Genomic DNA, 14,159 nt, shown 5'->3' on the forward strand with positions numbered 1-14,159 from the left:
CCCGCGGTGCGGGAGTGTGTCGAGTCGTGTCGAGCGGATGGGGGAGGGTGAAAATCAGGATGTGGGAGTGCCAGCGAGCGTGAGTTTCGGGCCGGACCGGCGGCGGTGCTTGGCGGCGGCGAACACGCTGGAGGAGACCACCGCAGCGATGAGGAGCACACCGGTGATGATGTTGATCACATCGGAGGTCACGTTTGCGAGGCGCAGCGCGCTCGCGAGGACACCGATCAGGAGCACGCCCGCGATGACGCCGTGGAGTGCGCCACGGCCGCCGAAGATCGAGACGCCGCCGAGCAGCACCGCCGCGATCACCTGCATCTCCATGCCGGTCGCGTTGTCGCCGCGGGCGGAGCCGTAGCGCAGGGTGTAGTAGATCCCGGCGAGCGCGGCCACCGCTCCGCTGAGCGCGAAGAGCACCAGCTTGGTGCGGGCGACATTCACTCCGGAGAATCGTGCGGCCTCCGACGACAGGCCGATCGAGAAGATGCCGCGGCCAAACTTCGTGAAGTGCAGCAGCACCGCAAACACCAGCGCGAGCGCCACGAACAGCAGCATCACCACGGGGATGCCTGTGGACCCCAGCTTGGCTTTCGCGAGCCCCGTCCACCACTCGGGGAAGTCCGTGACCGCGGTGGTGCCGAGGAGACCAACCGCGAGGCCTCGATACAGCGCCATGGTGCCGATCGTCACGGCGAGCGAGGGGAGGCCGACCTGGGTGATGAGGAAGCCGTTGATGAGTCCGCAGACCAGGCCAGCCAGAATCGCGATGATGATGGTCGTACCGAACGGGACCCCAGCCTGCGTGAGCACGCCGGTCAGCACGCTCGAGAACCCGACCACGCTCGCCACCGACAGATCGATCTCCCCGGTCACAATGATCGCGGTCATGGGCAGTGCGATGATCAGGATCGGAAACATGTCGAGCAGCAGATACGTCATGGTGATCTGGCTGCCGAAGTTCGGGATGACCGCCGCGGCAACCGCGACAACGAGCACGAATAGGCCGATAATGGCCGCTTCGCGGGTGAGGATCAGTCGCTGCCAGAGCGGCCGATCGTACTCTGCGATGTGGCGGACCGTCGTGGTGTTCGTTGCGGTTCCCGTGAGTGTGGCGGTCATCGCTCCGTCTCCCGTCCCTCAATCAGTTTTCGATGTTGTCTGACGGCGAGCACCCGATCGAGAACGATCGCGCCGATGATGAGTACGCCGACCACGGCGCGCTGCCAGAAGTCGGGGACCCCCAGAACGGGAAGGGCGCGGTTGATGGTGAGCAAGAGCAGCGCGCCGATGGCGGCCCCCCACACGGATCCGACGCCGCCAAAGATCGCGACGCCGCCGATCACCGCCGCACCGATCGCGTCCAGCTCCCAGCCGGATCCGGCCTGCGAGTTGATCGTGCCGTAGCGCGCGGCGTACAGCACGCCCGCGAAACCGGAGAGCGCGCCGGAGAGCACAAAGGCGGTGATGATTCGCCGGGTGACGGGCAACCCGTAGAGCTGAGCCGCATCGGGGTCTGAGCCGATCGCGTAGTTTTCGCGACCCGCACGGGTGTTGCGCATCCACCAGGCCACCACGAGCAGGACCAGCACCGCGATGATGGTGAGCACCGGGATCGAGAAGACCTGAGCGGTGCCGAGCCCAAGGAACTCGCGGGGCATGTCCGAGGCGTTGATGCGGTCCGATCCCGTCCACCAGACATTCACGCCGCGGAACGCGTACATCGTGCCGAGCGTGATCACCAGCGCCGGGACCTTCGCGAATGCGACGAGCGCGCCGTTGATGAGGCCGAGCAGGCCACCAAATGCCACGGCGAGCAGCACCACCACGACGAGAGGCAGCCCCGGCACGTCGATGAAGAGGCGGCCAGTGAGGTAGGCGCTGAGTCCCAATATCGAGCCGACGGAGAGGTCAACATTGCGGGTGATCAGCACGACCGCCTGCCCCACCGCGACGAGCATGAGCAGCGACGGCGTGAGCCAAAGATCGCGGTACCCGTCGACCGAGAAGAGGAAGTTGGGGTTCTTGATTGTGGCCGCGGCAACCACGAGGAGAACGGCGAGCAGGATGCTCGCCTCTCGGGCACGGGTCAGGCGACCGAGCCCCGCGCGGAACGCGTTCCGGGGCGGGGTGGCCGGGTCCACGGGTGCCGGGACCGTGATCTGGGCGGTCATGCGGCCTGCTCCGTCTCAGTGTGTGCGTGCTGGGTGGCGGCGCGCATCACGTTCTCCTGTGTCGCCTCTGCGCGGTCAATCGTGGCGGTGATCCTGCCCTCGCGCATCACGACGACGCGGTCGGCCATGCCGAGTACCTCGGGCAGCTCGCTCGAGATCATGAGCACCGCCATTCCCTGGCTCGCGAGTGTGGAAAGTAGGCGGTGTACCTCTGACTTGGTACCCACGTCAATGCCGCGGGTGGGCTCGTCGATGATGAGGACGCGTGGATCCGTGGCGAGCCACTTCCCGAGCACCACCTTCTGCTGGTTTCCGCCGGACAGCGTGCCCGCGAGGGTGCTGAGGGCGTTCGCTTTGACCTCGAGCTGCTCGGACCAGGGTCGTGCAGCGCGGTGCTCGGCGCGAGTGGTGACGAGGCCCAGGCGGGCGATCGAGTCGAGGATCACGGCGGCGGTGTTGCGGGCGACGCTCTCCTCGAGGACGAGTCCCTGTTTGCGCCGATCCTCGGGTACGAGGGCGAGGCCGGCCTTCATCGCAGCCGTCGGGACCCCTTTCCGCACGCGCTTGCCGGCGAGTCGAACCTCACCGCTGCGATAGCTGTCGACGCCGAACACTGCGCGTGCGACCTCGCTGCGCCCCGCACCGACCAGCCCTGCGAGACCTACGATCTCGCCCGCCCGCACGGTGAAGCTGATGTCGGTGAAGACCCCGGGACTCGTGAGGCCGGTCACCTCGAGCAGCGGTTCGCCAATCGTGGTCTCGAGCTTCGGGAAGAGCTCCGTGACTTCGCGCCCCACCATCTCGGCCACGACGCTGTCGGGATCGGTGTCCGTGATTGCCCGGGTGGAAACGTAGCTCCCGTCCCGCATCACGGTGATGGTGTCGCAGAGGGCAAAGACCTCATCGAATCGGTGCGAGATGAAGACGAGCGCGCGCCCCTCGTCCCGGAGTGCGCGGGCGACGGTGAAGAGTCGCTCGACCTCGACGCCCGACAGCGCCGCTGTGGGCTCGTCCATGATGAGGATCCGCGCATCGAGCGAAATGGCTTTCGCGATTTCAATCATTTGCTGATCGGCGATCGAGAGTCCGTCGGCGGTGCGCTCAGGGTCCATGCGCAGCCCCAGACGCGCGAACAACGCGTCGGTTTCCACACGCATCCGGCTGCGGTCGATGCGTCCGAATCGGCCGAGCGGCTGCCGGCCCATAAAGATGTTCTCGATGACCGAGAGATCGGGGAAGAGGGTGGGCTCTTGATAGATCACCGCAATCCCGGCGGCTTTCGCCTCGGCGGTGTTCGTGAAATCGACAGGCGTTCCGGCGAGCCGGATGTCTCCGGCATCGCGACGATACAGTCCGGCGATGATCTTCACGATCGTCGACTTGCCCGCGCCGTTTTCGCCGACGAGCGCGTGAATGGACCCCTCATGGAGGGCGATGGTGCCATCGCGAAGCGCCACGACGGGGCCGAACGACTTCGTGACACGGTCGAGTTCGAGCAGCGGCTCGGAATCGGGTGATCTCTTCATTGAACTCACGGGTCTCTTGCCGCGACGGGCAGCAGGTTGAGCGGAATCGGGATGCAGTGAGAAACGCTCACATGTATGAATCGTTTCAATTGTGCTGTGGTGAGTCTATGCATCCTTGATTTCAAGAGTCAAGCGAATGTTGGCACGCGACACCACACCGTTATTGAAGCGTTTCAATTCTGGTGGAGTGTCGCATAGGATCGGTGCATCAGACGTCTGGACGGAAGGAGCACATCGTGGCCGCCAGTATTCGCGACGTTGCCCGTGAAGCGGGCGTCTCCGTCGGGACGGTCTCCAATGTGCTGAACCGGCCCGAACGGGTCGCCCCCGCAACGGTGGCGCGGGTCACCGCGGCGATCGAGGGACTCGGGTTCGTGCGTAACGACGCGGCGCGGCAGCTGCGTGCCGGCCGGAGCCGGAGCCTGGGCCTTGTCGTCCTCGACACACGGAACCCCTTTTTCATGGATGTGGCCCACGGGGCGCAGAGCCGCGCGCTGGAAGACGGGTACACCGTGCTCATGGGCGGGAGCGATGATTCACGCGATCGTGAGGTGAGCCTGCTCGAGATGTTTGAAGAGCACCGGGTCGCCGGGGTGCTCATTTCTCCGGTCCACACGGACCTCCGGCAGCTGAACACGCTGCGGAGCATGGGGATCCCGGTAGTGCTCGTTGACCGCGGCTCCCGGGACCGGTCCTTTCCTTCCGTCTCCGTAGACGACGTCGAGGGCGGGCGTATCGCCGCACGCCACCTCCTCGAGGGCGGGCGCCGGCGCATCGCCTTTGTCGGCGGGCCGCGCAGCATTGAGCAGGTGGCCGACCGTTTCTCCGGCGCGTCCGAGGTCGTCGCAGGGGCGTCGGGCGCCACGCTCACGGAGTTCCCGACGACGGCGCTGAGCGTGCTGGAAGGCCGCCGCGTGGGGGAGGAGCTCGCGCAGCTCCCCGCAGCGCACCGGCCCGATGCCGTGTTCGCGGCCAATGATCTGCTCGCGCTCGGGGTGCTGCAGGCGCTCGTGATGACGGGCTCGCTCCGGGTCCCCGAGGACGTCGCACTCGTCGGCTACGACGACATCGACTTCACCCGCTCCGCCGTGGTGCCGATTACCTCCGTGCGGCAGCCCGCCACGGAGATCGGGAGCACGGCCGTGGACTTGGTGCTGCGTGAGGCTGACGCGGACCTCGACGCGCTGCGTGAACAAGTGGTGTTCCAGCCGGAGCTCGTGGTGCGTGCCTCGTCCGCCCCGGTGCGCGAAGGCTGACTCACCAACCCCTCGGAGATTCACGAACGCGCAGGAGATTTTTCGTCGGAATGGGGACGCGGCGCGTGAATCTCCGCCGCGTTCGTGACAGCGGTGCCGGATCCGGCAGTCTGGGGCGGCAGCTGGACCCGCCAACCTGCGGCGGCGGAACGCTAGGCGCCCGCGCCGCGCGTGTGCGCCCAGACGACCGCCTGGATCCGGTCGCGAACCCCGAGCTTCTGCAGCACGTTCGACACGTGCGTCTTGACGGTGGCCTCCCCGAGGAACAGGGCCGCGGCGATCTCCGCGTTGGAACGCCCCTGCGCGATCAGCGTGAGGACTTCGCGCTCCCGGTCGGTGAGCCCGGCCGCTGCGTAGTGATCCTGCGCGGCGTCGGAACGCCCGGAGCGCCCGGAGTGCCCTGCGAGGTCGGAGCGCCCGGAGCGCCCGGAGGGCTCGGGGCGCTCGGGTTCGCGCGCGGTGTCGGCGGCCACGCGCTCCAGCACCGCCCGGGTGACGTCGGGCCCGAGCAGCGCGTGGCCCGCGGCCAACGCCCGCACCGCGTCGATGAGCTGCTCGGCGCGTGAGGTTTTCAACAGGAACCCGCTGACCCCGGCCGCCAGTGCCGCAAACAGGTACTGCTCGTGCCCGAACGTCGTGAGGATCAGGATCGCGGGCACCCGCTCGGGGCACCGCGGGCCCGCGGCAAGGATCTGCCGAGACGCCTCGATGCCGTCCATGCCGGGCATTTCGACGTCCATGCAGATCACGTCTGGCGCGAGCTCACGTGCCAGGGTGACGGCCTCCGCCCCGGTGGCCGCTTCCCCGACGACCTCGAGGTCGGATTCGGACTCCAGAATGATGCGGAACCCTGAGCGGACCAGGGCCTGGTCGTCGACGAGCAGGATCCGGATGGTCATGGGGTCTCCGTTTCTGCGGCGGGGAGCGGCGCTCGCGCATCGGCGGCTGCGGCGCCCAGGGGAACGTGCGCCCGGACGAGGAAGCCGCCCCGCTCGCGGGGCCCGGCCCACACGGTCCCGCCGACGGCGCCGAGCCGCTCACGCATGCCGCGGATCCCGAGCCCGGAGCCCCGCGATCCGCCGGAGGATCCGCTGCGTGAGATCCCGGTGGCCCCCACGCGCATGGCCACGCCGTCGTCGCTCACCTCGACCTCGACGGCGTCCGCGAGGAACCGGAGCCGAACGGTTGCGGCCGCCCCGCGCCCCGCGTGCTTCCTGACGTTGGTCAGGGCCTCCTGCGCGACCCGGTACAGGGCGACGTCGACGAGCAGCGGCACCGGGCGCGCGTCGCCGGTGACAATCAGCGTGACGGGCACCCCGGCGTCCTGCGACTCGGCGAGCAGCCCCGACAGCTGCGCGATCCCGACCGTGCTGGATCCGGCGTCCGCGTCGGGCATGCGGAGGGTGTGCACGAGCCGCTGCAGCTCCGCGACGGCGGAGCGGGCGCTCTCCTCCACGATCTCGAGCGACGCCACCGCGCGGTCCGGATCCTGCGTGAGGCTGCGTCGGGCCGCCCCGGCTTGAATCCCCATCACCGAGACGTGGTGGGCCACGACGTCGTGCAGTTCGCGGGCGATGGCGATCCGATCGAGCGCGACGGCCTGCTCCGCGCTGGTGCGCCGCTCGCGTTCCAACTCGTGCCCCTGCGCCTCGAGCGCGGCCTGGGTGCGGGCCGCCCGCCACGACCGCAGGCCGAACCAGGTCGCGGCCCCGAAGTACAGGAGATTGGTGATGATCTGGATCACGGCGAACGTGGCGTACTCGGAGAACAGCCCGGAGCGGGGCATCCCGAGGAAGTCGCTGTCGTCCGAGGCTGAGATGATGAGGGATACGATCAGCCAGATCAGGAGGGCGGCGGTCGTGCCGAGGACCGTCCACACGGCCGCGACACGGTTCGGCTCCCAGGCACCCACCGTGTAGATCGCGAGGAACAGGGCGACGTTGGTGATCAAGAGCTCGGGCACCGCGAACTGGCCGCACACGAAAAACCCGATCGACACGAGGATCGCGACGGGAATCGGGGCAACGCGGCGGAACACGAGCGGCAGGGTGCACGCGGCGAGTCCGAGCACGGACACCCAGAGTGGTGCCGGATCGGGGATCACGCCGGTGCGCGTGTAGAGCAGCGCCGTCACCACGCTCCCGAATGCCAGGGCCACCGCGATCCCGGCGTCCGTCCGCAGTTCCGCGCGCCCGGCCCGCGGGCGGGACCACTCGGCCGGATGCGCTGTCATGGCTTCCAGCGTAAACGGTCACCCTCCCGCGCACCTCCGTCGCGTGGCGGAGCGCTTTCCGCCGTGCGGGGGAGGTGAACGGTCGCGGCACCGCCGTAGCGTGGGAGCAACGAAAGGATCGCGATGATTGAGATTGCAGGCGTCACCCGCAGCTACGGCGCGCGCCGGGTGCTTGACGACGTGAACTTCACCGTGGAGAGCGGCCGGATGACCGGCTTTGTCGGCGGCAACGGCGCGGGCAAGACCACGACCATGCGCATCATCTTGGGCGTGCTCGCCGCTGACTCGGGGTCGGTGCGCCTGAACGGGGCGCCGATCACCGCCGCGGACCGGGCGCGATTCGGCTACATGCCCGAGGAGCGGGGACTGTACCCGAAGATGCCCGTGATCGACCAGCTCGTGTACCTCGCGCGGCTCCACGGGATGGAGGCGGGAGCGGCCCGTTCCTCGGCGACGGCGCTGCTGGAGCGACTGGGGCTGGCGGAGCGCGCAAAGGACACGCTCGAGAGCCTCTCCCTCGGCAACCAACAGCGCGCCCAAATCGCCGCCGCCCTGGTGCACGACCCGATCGCCCTGGTCCTCGATGAACCGTTCTCGGGGTTGGACCCGATGGCGGTCGAGGTGGTGCTGGGGGTGCTGCGCGACTACGCGGACCGTGGCGCGCCCGTCCTGTTCTCCTCCCACCAGCTCGACATCGTGGAGCGGCTCTGCGACGACGTGGTGGTGATCGGCGATGGCCGGATCCGGGCGCAGGGCTCCCGTGAGGCGCTGCGTGCCGCACACGCGGGCAGCACCTTCGAGCTCGAACTTGTGGGGCCGAGCGCCGACGCGGGCTGGGTGCGCGAGTTGCCGAGCATCGCCGTGACTCACCTCGACGGGGGCTTCGCCCGCTTCGACGCAGATTCCACTGAGGCGGCGCAGGCCGTGCTCGCCCGCGCGGTCGCGGAGCCCGGCACCACGGTGCGCAGCTTCAGCCCCGTCACCCCATCCCTCGCCGAGATTTTCACGGAGGTCGTCCGATGAGCGCCACCAGCAGCCCCGCATCCGCGGGAACGTATCAGCGACCGAGCGCCGCACAGGGCACCTGGATCGTTGCCGAGCGTGAGATCACCACGCGCCTGCGGTCCAAGTCGTTCCTCGTGTCGACCGGGGTGCTCCTCCTGTTTGTGCTCGCCGGCGTCCTCTTCAGCGGGTTCATGGCACACAGCGGCGGTTTTGGCGGGCCCACCCGGGTCGCGGTCATGGGGAACGCTGCGACGGATCTCGCCGCGGCCGGCTTCGAGGTCGAATCGGTGCCGGATCGCGCGTCTGCCGAGCAGCTCGTTCGTGGCGGCGACGTTGACGCGGCCGTGGTGCCCGGCGGTGACACCCCGGTCGAACTGACGGTGCTCGCGAATGACAGCGCCCCCGGGGACGTGCTGCAGGCGCTCTCCGCCGCACCCACCGTGGAACTGCTCGACCCGGTCACGAGCAATCCCGGGCTTGCCTACCTCATCGCCATCGCCTTCGGGGTGGTGTTCATGATGAGCGCCATCACCTTCGGCACCACGATCGCGCAGAGCGTGGTCGAGGAGAAGCAGACCCGCATCGTCGAGATCCTGCTCGCCACGATCTCGGCCCGCACCCTGCTCGCGGGCAAGATCCTCGGCAACAGCATCCTCGCGCTCGCCCAGGTCGTCGCGATTGTGGCGCTCGCCTGCGTCGGGATTCTCGCGACCGGCCAGGACCTGTTGCTTGGCGAGCTCGGGACCGCGCTGATCTGGTTCGGGATCCTCTTCGCCTTCGGCTTCGTGCTGCTGGCCACCCTGTATGCGGCGCTCGCCGCGCTGGTGTCCCGGCAGGAGGACGTGGCCTCCGCGGTCAGCCCGGTGATGTGGCTCGTGATGATCCCCTACGTGGCGATCATCTTCTTCTTCGATAACCCGGGGGCGCTCGCCGTGATGAGCTACATCCCGTTCTCCGCCCCGATCGGGATGCCGATGCGGCTGTACCTCGGCACCGCCGAGTGGTGGGAGCCGTTCCTCGCGCTCGCGATCCTGCTCGTCACGATCGCGGTGGCCGTGTGGGTGGGATCCCGGATCTACACGCACTCGATCCTGCGCACCGGCACGCGTGTGAAGCTCGGCGAGGCCTTGAAGGGCTGAGCGCCGGGGTCCCGCAGCTCGGGCGCTGCGCCTACGCTGGAGCCATGACCGACGCGAACCCGACCGACGCGATTGCGCCCGGTGAGATGCCGATCGACTGGGCTGCCCTGCGCGCCGCCGCGCTCGCCGCAACCGAGCACTCCTACGCCCCCTACTCCGGCCTGGCGGTCGGCTGCGCCGCGCTCGTCACAGATGGCCGGATCGTCACCGGCTGCAACGTGGAGAACGCGAGCTACGGCCTCACGCTCTGCGCCGAGTGCACGATGCTCGGCGCGCTCCACCTGGGCGGAGGCGGTCAGCTGCGCGCATTCGTGTGCGTGGACGGCGCGAACGCCCTGCTCACGCCGTGCGGGCGTTGCCGGCAACTGCTGCACGAGGCCGCCGCCCCGGGCATGCTGTTGGCTACCGCGCGCGGCGAGCGCACCATCGACGAGCTGCTCCCCGACGCCTTCGGGCCCGCCGCGCTCCCGTAAGACGGTGGGCGGGCGCCTCGACCCCGCGCTCCGCGTCGTCCGCGCTCTCACCAACGCACCGGAGATTCACGAACACCTCGGAGAGAACGCCCCCGACGGGGGCCGGGGGTCGAGGATCTCCGGTGCGTCGATGCGTGGAGCGCGCTCGGGGCCGGGGCACCTAGTGAAGGCCGAGATATGTCTCGAGCGTTTCGGGAGAGGCCTGCAGCAGGGGATCGTTCACGGGTTCGCCCGGGAACTCACTCGCCTCGAAGAACCAGCGGTTCGACGCCGGCATTCCCCACAGCTGTGCGCGGCGCGGATTGCTGATGTCCCAGCGGATCGGGGGTGCTTCGAGATCGATGAACTGGTAGTGCGTGTTGAAGAGTTCGACCCGGTGCTGATCGGGATCCCGGAGGTAGAGGAACAAGGCGTTGCTGATGCCGTGTCGACCGGGGCCACGGTCGATCTCATCACCGAAGCCCAGCGCTCCGGCAACGTCGGCGGCATGCAGGAGCGATGCCCCGTCGGGAACGGCAAAGGCGAAGTGGTGCAGACGCGGGCCCCGACCATTCGTAAACACGAGGTCGTGCGTGTTCCCCTTCACCTCCATCCAGGACCCCCAGAGCTCGTCGGTATGGTCTTTCGCGGTGTACTCCGAGAGTCGCATGCCAAGCCCCGTCCAGAAGTCTGTCGCGGTCTGCACGTCATAGGTGACGACTTGGTAGTGGTCGAGTCGCTGCGGGGCGCCGGCGACGAATTCGTTGTAGTTCTGCATCTTGCGGTCGACCACGTCCATAGAAGAGGTGAACTCCATGAGCGTGCCCACCGGATCGCGGAACTGCAGCGTGGGGCCCTGATGGTCCCGTTCGACCCGCTGGTGCTCGATCCCGGCGGCAGCGAAGAACTTCTCCGCGGCGAAGATGTCGGCGTCAGTGCGCACGCGCAGGCCGACTCTGTGGGCCTGCGCCGTGTCCGCACGCTCAAGCACGAGGCTGTGATGCGCGGCTTCCTCGAGGCCGCGGAGGTATACCGTGTCGTCGGTTTCGGCGGTCACGACGAGCCCGACCACGTCGCGGTAGAAGTCTCGGCTGCGCTCCAGGTCGGTGACGCCCAGCGAGACGTGACTGGCCCGCGTGATCTGAAATGCAGGATTCATGTTGGTGACGGGGAGCATGGTGGCCTCTCTGGCAGAAACGGTGGCTTGTGGATCCCTCCACAGTCTTGAGGCGAACGCGAGTGACGGGAAGTCTTGAATCGCCTAGAGTTGCCATAGCTCTGAACTATGGCGCTCGATTGGATATTGACATGATGGATCTTCGCGCCCTGCGGTACTTCGTAGCTGTCGTCGAAGCGGGATCGCTCACGGCCGCGGCACAGGGCCTCCGGCTGTCGCAGCCATCGCTCAGCGTGGCGATCTCACGATTGGAGACCGAGGTCGGTGTGCAACTGCTGACACGCTCACCTCGGGGAGTCGAACCCACGAGCGCGGGCCGATTCTTGCTCGATGCGTCATCGCGGGTGCTGGGGGAGGTCGACGAGATCGGGACTACGCTGCGCCGGTTTGGCGCGGGACTCGTGGGCACCATTTCGATCGCTGCGGTCCCCGTGCTGATGTGGTCTCGAATCCCGCGATTGTTGCGGGAGTTTTCGCGGGTGGTGCCGGACGTTGAGGTTCGGCCCGTGGATCCGCCGCCCTGGAAAGCGCTCGAGTTGCTTCAGCAGCGGCGCGTCGACGTGGCGGCGATCCTTGTATCGGACCCCGAGCGCTTCGCGCAGCGGCACGAGGAGGCGTTCGACATCGCCGATTGGGGTGAGGTGCCGCTGGTCGCGGCACTTCCGCCCGAGCAGGCACCGGCCTCCGCCGACATGGAGCTGCGCGAGTTTGAGCGTGCCACGCTGGTGCTGCCGCATCGAACGGCGGCGGTGCCGAGCCTGCCGGAGGCGGTCGAAGAGGCGCTCCGTCGCCAGGCGATCACGCCGCGCGCCATCAGGAGCGTCGAGACGATTCAGAGCGGAATGCCGCTGATTGAAGCGGGCTTGGCATGGGGGATCTTGCCGGACCCGGATGGGGAGAGCCTGGCGCGCTTCGGGGTCGCCGTGCGGCAACTCGTGCCGTCAGCGCCGCCGCTCCGGGCGCTTGTGCTGAGCCGAAAGGGTGGGGTTCAGCGGCCGGAAGTTGCCCGGTTGCTCGCGTTTATTTCCGAGAATCGATAGATCGTGTGTGAAATCCGATAGGATTTTGGTGATTCCTTCCCCGCGCTGCGCTGCACGGGGAAGGGCTCCCGGAGAAAGGCAAAGATGGCCAAGAGCAAGTCCGAGCAGTGTTACGACATCTTGAAGACCAACATCATGGATGGCACCTACGGGCCTGGCTTCCGTCTCGTGATCGACCAGCTTGGGCGCGAACACGGCATCAGCTCTGTCCCGTGGCGGGAGTCGCTCCGTCGGCTCGAGGCTGAGGGCTGGGTCGACATCATCCCGAACTCGGGTGCCGTCGTGAAAACGTTTGACACCGGTGAGTGGAAGCGGTCGATCCGAATTCTCGCTCGCCTCGAGGGGCTGGCGACCGCGCTCGCGGCCGAACGCATGACGCCGGAAGACGTGGCGGCCGCCCGGGCGTTGAACGCGGAGATGCGTGACGCGATTGCAAACTTTGACACGATTCGATTCGGGCGCCTGAACCGCCGCTTCCACCAGTTCATCTGTTCGCACTGCGGTGACGACCGACTGATCGCGATGGTCGAGGCCGAGTGGACGCGCATGGACATTATTCGTCGGTCCGCGTTTTGGTACGCGCCAGGCCGGGCGGTCGCCTCGCTGTCCGAGCACGATGCCATCCTCGATCTCATCGAGGCCCGCGAAGACGCGGAGACGATCGAGACGGCGGCCCGCAAACACGAGGTCAACACGTTGAACGCCGTGCTCGAACACGACGAGAGTCGTCATGCGGAGGATCCCACCCTCCCGTAAGTCTTCGGTGACGTGGTGGGGGACAGCGCGCACGCACGCTGCCCCCTCTGCCGCGGCTCCCGCTACTCGGTTGACGGTGCGGCGGCCTCCCGCTCGCGCCACTGCGCAAGGTAGGCCTTCCCGTAGTCGTTGCCGTTCGGGAGTCGCAGGGTGGTGTGCACGTGGAATCGCGCCGGCAGCCGGTTGTTGAGCCACACACCGGCGTGGTGATCGAGTTCCGCGAGGATCGTCGGACCGTGCACGCGGAAGTAGAATGGCTGCGATCCGTCGGTGGCACCGTACCAAGAGAAGAAGGTCTCCTCCGGGAATGCGATGGCCTCCGCCAGGGCCGCGGCGCGCTGCGCCGGGCGGAGGAGCAGGAGGAAGTCCTCGACGATCCGTAGGAGTGTGCGTTGCTGCGACGCATCCAGCTCACTCATCGGGATCCCCTCGGACGTGATCACCCGATTGTCGCGGAAGGCTCCGGCGACGTGGCGCTCGTCAGCCGGATGCAGACGGCCCTCGGGCATCGCCGGATCGAGCACCGAATCGAAGACGATCGCGCGCGAACGCTGTTCTGCGGTGAGAGATTCCGCAAGTTCGAGCGCCCACCGCTCACGAGACGCGAAGAGCGGTGGGCGCTCTCCGTCGGAGAGCGCCGGTTCCGCGCCGAGGAATACGGGAGCGATCACGTTCCGGCCGCCGACGGTCACGAAGTTCAGCGCGACATGATGGCCGAAGAGTTGCCAGCCCCACGGCTCGTCGGACCCGGGAGCCCCAAACAGGGCGAACCAGTAGCTTTCCGGATTCATGATGCGCGGGAGCTCGACGAGCTCCCCCAAGTGTCCGTTGAGTTCCATGGCCTCACGCACGCGGTCGTAGCCGTCGTCGCTCAGCGATGCGCGGAGCACCTCGTGCACCGCGGCGACCACATCCGGGCTCTGATCTTCCAGGCGCAGCCCGGTCCGGAAGAACACGAATTCAGGGTTGCTCCAACCGCGCCACTCGGGGGCGTCAATGGGGTACGAAACCGATTTCAGCTGCGCGTCGGAGAGGAGCGTCAGGAGTGCCGAGGCGGCCGCTGCGGGCTGGGGATCCCAGCCCGCAGGAGGCGCAGCGGCAGACGCGGGGAGGCGATAGAGGTGTGAGCGGACACTCCCGTCAGTGGTGATGCCGACATACGGCTCGTCGTAGAGCCGCCGCCAGGAGTCGAGCAGCTCGCGCAGAAACGGAGCCTGGTACCGATCGGCCGTGAACTCCTCGTAGCTCATCTCCCGGTAGGGAGCGAGCACAGGATCCTGCAGCTCGTACAGGTGCTCCCGGTAGCTGCCGGAGGAGAGGGTGACGCCTTCGGAGCGTCCGCTCGTCCGATCGCTCGAGAAGAACTCGTCGATGTCGTTCGATTGTGCGTCCTGTGACATGGTG

At 67.8% G+C, this 14,159-nt stretch carries 13 protein-coding genes; 6 read left to right on the plus strand and 7 right to left on the minus strand.

Annotation, left to right across the window (positions count from 1 at the left end):
• Nucleotides 1–54 precede the first annotated feature (54 nt).
• Genes D3230_RS13010 through D3230_RS13020 form a run of 3 tightly spaced genes read right to left on the minus strand, consistent with a single transcriptional unit; the run spans nucleotide 55 to nucleotide 3,697 of the window.
• A complete protein-coding gene (locus tag D3230_RS13010; protein WP_202345482.1) occupies nucleotides 55–1,119 on the minus strand; it encodes an ABC transporter permease in 1,065 nt (354 codons plus the stop codon).
• On the minus strand, nucleotides 1,116–2,171 hold the full coding sequence (locus D3230_RS13015) for an ABC transporter permease (protein ID WP_202345483.1): 1,056 nt from the start codon (nucleotides 2,169–2,171) through the stop codon (nucleotides 1,116–1,118). Before D3230_RS13015 ends, D3230_RS13010 begins: the two co-directional genes overlap by 4 nt.
• Nucleotides 2,168–3,697, minus strand: coding sequence for a sugar ABC transporter ATP-binding protein (locus tag D3230_RS13020; protein WP_202345484.1), 1,530 nt, complete (start codon nucleotides 3,695–3,697; stop codon nucleotides 2,168–2,170). Before D3230_RS13020 ends, D3230_RS13015 begins: the two co-directional genes overlap by 4 nt.
• A 236-nt stretch (nucleotides 3,698–3,933) precedes the next feature.
• On the opposite strand from D3230_RS13020, the gene D3230_RS13025 reads away from it, so the two are divergent.
• On the plus strand, nucleotides 3,934–4,953 hold the full coding sequence (locus D3230_RS13025) for a substrate-binding domain-containing protein (protein ID WP_202345485.1): 1,020 nt from the start codon (nucleotides 3,934–3,936) through the stop codon (nucleotides 4,951–4,953).
• 152 nt (nucleotides 4,954–5,105) lie between these two features.
• Here the strand turns inward: D3230_RS13025 and D3230_RS13030 are convergent, their stop codons facing one another.
• Nucleotides 5,106–5,852, minus strand: a complete 747-nt coding sequence (locus D3230_RS13030) for a response regulator (RefSeq protein ID WP_202345486.1) — start codon at nucleotides 5,850–5,852, stop codon at nucleotides 5,106–5,108.
• Entirely contained in the window at nucleotides 5,849–7,186 is a 1,338-nt protein-coding gene (locus D3230_RS13035) for a sensor histidine kinase (protein ID WP_202345487.1), read from the minus strand. The genes D3230_RS13030 and D3230_RS13035 overlap by 4 nt, the downstream gene beginning before the upstream one ends.
• 123 nt (nucleotides 7,187–7,309) lie before the next feature.
• Between D3230_RS13035 and D3230_RS13040 the strand changes: the two genes are divergently transcribed.
• From D3230_RS13040 to D3230_RS13050, 3 genes are read left to right on the plus strand one after another with little or no spacing between them, the layout of a single operon-like run.
• Nucleotides 7,310–8,209 (plus strand): ABC transporter ATP-binding protein, encoded by a 900-nt coding sequence (locus D3230_RS13040; protein ID WP_202345488.1) that lies wholly within the window; start codon nucleotides 7,310–7,312, stop codon nucleotides 8,207–8,209.
• A complete protein-coding gene (locus tag D3230_RS13045) occupies nucleotides 8,206–9,330 on the plus strand; it encodes an ABC transporter permease (protein ID WP_202345489.1) in 1,125 nt (374 codons plus the stop codon). Before D3230_RS13040 ends, D3230_RS13045 begins: the two co-directional genes overlap by 4 nt.
• 44 nt (nucleotides 9,331–9,374) lie before the next feature.
• A complete protein-coding gene (locus D3230_RS13050) occupies nucleotides 9,375–9,803 on the plus strand; it encodes a cytidine deaminase (RefSeq protein ID WP_237467555.1) in 429 nt (142 codons plus the stop codon).
• A 160-nt stretch (nucleotides 9,804–9,963) separates the two neighbouring features.
• Here the strand turns inward: D3230_RS13050 and hpaD are convergent, their stop codons facing one another.
• The gene (gene hpaD, locus D3230_RS13055) at nucleotides 9,964–10,959 is read right to left on the minus strand and encodes a 3,4-dihydroxyphenylacetate 2,3-dioxygenase (RefSeq protein WP_202345490.1); all 996 of its coding nucleotides are present in this window, start codon (nucleotides 10,957–10,959) and stop codon (nucleotides 9,964–9,966) included.
• Between the two features lie 131 nt (nucleotides 10,960–11,090).
• On the opposite strand from hpaD, the gene D3230_RS13060 reads away from it, so the two are divergent.
• Both D3230_RS13060 and D3230_RS13065 read left to right on the plus strand, forming a co-directional pair.
• Entirely contained in the window at nucleotides 11,091–11,999 is a 909-nt protein-coding gene (locus D3230_RS13060) for a LysR family transcriptional regulator (protein WP_202345491.1), read from the plus strand.
• A gap of 84 nt (nucleotides 12,000–12,083) precedes the next feature.
• A complete protein-coding gene (locus D3230_RS13065) occupies nucleotides 12,084–12,755 on the plus strand; it encodes a GntR family transcriptional regulator (RefSeq protein ID WP_202345492.1) in 672 nt (223 codons plus the stop codon).
• Nucleotides 12,756–12,817: 62 nt separating this feature from the next.
• Here the strand turns inward: D3230_RS13065 and D3230_RS13070 are convergent, their stop codons facing one another.
• Complete coding sequence (locus tag D3230_RS13070; protein WP_202345493.1) at nucleotides 12,818–14,155, minus strand: DUF3500 domain-containing protein; 1,338 nt, start codon at nucleotides 14,153–14,155, stop codon at nucleotides 12,818–12,820.
• Between the last annotated feature and the right edge of the window lie 4 nt (nucleotides 14,156–14,159).

The sequence above is a fragment of the Leucobacter chromiireducens subsp. solipictus genome (assembly GCF_016758195.1).
GTDB classification, from domain to species: Bacteria; Actinomycetota; Actinomycetes; order Actinomycetales; family Microbacteriaceae; genus Leucobacter; species Leucobacter solipictus.

Excerpts from the sequence above, each read along its gene's own strand:
- D3230_RS13010 (WP_202345482.1), bottom strand. The coding sequence starts at position 1,119 with ATGACCGCCACACTCACGGGAACCGCAACGAACACCACGACGGTCCGC.
- D3230_RS13015 (WP_202345483.1), bottom strand. The coding sequence starts at position 2,171 with ATGACCGCCCAGATCACGGTCCCGGCACCCGTGGACCCGGCCACCCCG.
- D3230_RS13020 (WP_202345484.1), bottom strand. The coding sequence starts at position 3,697 with ATGAAGAGATCACCCGATTCCGAGCCGCTGCTCGAACTCGACCGTGTC.
- D3230_RS13030 (WP_202345486.1), bottom strand. The coding sequence starts at position 5,852 with ATGACCATCCGGATCCTGCTCGTCGACGACCAGGCCCTGGTCCGCTCA.
- D3230_RS13035 (WP_202345487.1), bottom strand. The coding sequence starts at position 7,186 with ATGACAGCGCATCCGGCCGAGTGGTCCCGCCCGCGGGCCGGGCGCGCG.
- D3230_RS13040 (WP_202345488.1), top strand. The coding sequence starts at position 7,310 with ATGATTGAGATTGCAGGCGTCACCCGCAGCTACGGCGCGCGCCGGGTG.
- D3230_RS13045 (WP_202345489.1), top strand. The coding sequence starts at position 8,206 with ATGAGCGCCACCAGCAGCCCCGCATCCGCGGGAACGTATCAGCGACCG.
- D3230_RS13050 (WP_237467555.1), top strand. The coding sequence starts at position 9,375 with ATGACCGACGCGAACCCGACCGACGCGATTGCGCCCGGTGAGATGCCG.
- hpaD (WP_202345490.1), bottom strand. The coding sequence starts at position 10,959 with ATGCTCCCCGTCACCAACATGAATCCTGCATTTCAGATCACGCGGGCC.
- D3230_RS13060 (WP_202345491.1), top strand. The coding sequence starts at position 11,091 with ATGATGGATCTTCGCGCCCTGCGGTACTTCGTAGCTGTCGTCGAAGCG.
- D3230_RS13065 (WP_202345492.1), top strand. The coding sequence starts at position 12,084 with ATGGCCAAGAGCAAGTCCGAGCAGTGTTACGACATCTTGAAGACCAAC.
- D3230_RS13070 (WP_202345493.1), bottom strand. The coding sequence starts at position 14,155 with ATGTCACAGGACGCACAATCGAACGACATCGACGAGTTCTTCTCGAGC.